Genomic DNA, 1,543 nt, shown 5'->3' with positions numbered 1-1,543 from the left:
GTTGGAGTCTATGCGATCTAGGCGTTGACATTCTGGAGTCGGCAACACGAGGTATCTCGCAGTTGCACGGTGGAAACTTCAGCCACTTTGCCCAGGGTGACACAGCGGCCTTCTATACCTACCTGACCGCGTTTGGCGGAAATGTTGCCTCCTCTGACGAGGCGGTCACGCACACGGTCGACCACACCAATCAGATTGGTTATTTCTCAGGGGTCGTAGCGAGTGGAGGCACAGCGGGATCGAATTTGCTAACTACGAATTCCTTCACCTGCCATGGCTTCTGCGGCACGTTGGACAACCATGAATTCGCCGATGGCGGTATTTTGCTGGACACCTCAAAGGGCGGAAGCAAGGCAACGCTGGCGACTGAAGGCAACGCGATGAACAGTATGTTCTACACGCTTTCTTCGGGGACCGTGCCTGTTTCTACGGCGTGGGGAAATATTATTCCGAGCTCCTGCACGAACAATGGTGCTGGCCAGTGGCAGAACTACACGACGACGACGTGCAATGTGACCTTGGGTACGGCTCCGGCGAGCCCAGGCAACTTTGTAACGGGAGCCGACGCTTGTCTTGCCGGACCTTTTCAAGAAGAGGCAGCTGTGACGTCCGTCGGCACAGCAGCCGCGGGGGTGCAACCAATCACCTTCACCACACGTTATGCGTGGAACAGCGGGATTGCGGCCCTGGTGATGCAGGGTGGAGCATGCGGCGAATCGCTGGTAGCGACCAGCTCGGCAAGTTCGTGGCCGATAGCCTATGCGGTGGTTGGCGCGACTTCTCCAACACAGGTGTTCTTCAGCAACTGCCTTACAGGCGGCTGCAACGGTGGCGGCAACGGCGGCGGCAACATTCTTCCAGCGTCGGTTGCGACCGCAACTCCAGTCATCGGCAACTCTGGGACGAGCGTAGTGCGCAATGGAAACACGGTGACCCTGAACCTTGGTACATCGGGTGGCAACACCGACTCCTTTCCGCCGGGGTCCACGATTATTGTTGCGGGCGCGACACCGTCGGACCTGGACGGCACCTTTACGGTGGCTACGAACACTCTCGATAGCATGAATCCGCTGATGACGTGGGCACAGACGGGCGGCAATGAGTCTGCGACGGGGACGCTAGCCATTTCCTCGCCTTCATTGAGTGTCACGTTCTATCCATCTGCATTTATCACGGGAACCAACAACGGCGTATCTGGCAACGTACAGCTGGCCACCAATCAGGTGCCATTTTCGACGGGAGACACGGTTGTTGGCGCCCCTACATCGCAATTTCAGAATGCGGGCATTAATGTCTACATCGGTCAGACAACGCCGGTCAGTGGCGGTAATGCTTCCAGTGGCGTGAACGTGGACGATGAAGGACCTGCCGATCTGTACACGGCGTTCAGTGCCACTAATAGCGTCGCAAACGGCGTCGCGCCAGAGGCGTTCAGCATCAACGGGTCCTATAGCAGTGTGTTCAGGATAGGGTATCGGCCTGCGAATAACGGGACGCTTCTCTATGTACAAGGTGGCGAGCCGGTTTCGTCAAACGCCAAGGC

The 1,543-nt window shown here is 57.5% G+C and carries 1 protein-coding gene; it reads left to right on the top strand.

The features are described 5' to 3' along the window. The coding region (locus WCB02_RS07230) for a hypothetical protein (RefSeq protein ID WP_423957149.1) at nt 1-1,543 on the top strand (1,543 nt) is incomplete at both ends.

The sequence above is a fragment of the Bradyrhizobium sp. genome, assembly GCF_049581145.1.
Lineage (GTDB): Bacteria > Pseudomonadota > Alphaproteobacteria > Rhizobiales > Xanthobacteraceae > Bradyrhizobium.
Note: the sequence above shows the minus strand (reverse complement) of the source record. Positions and strands in the feature narration are given on the sequence as shown.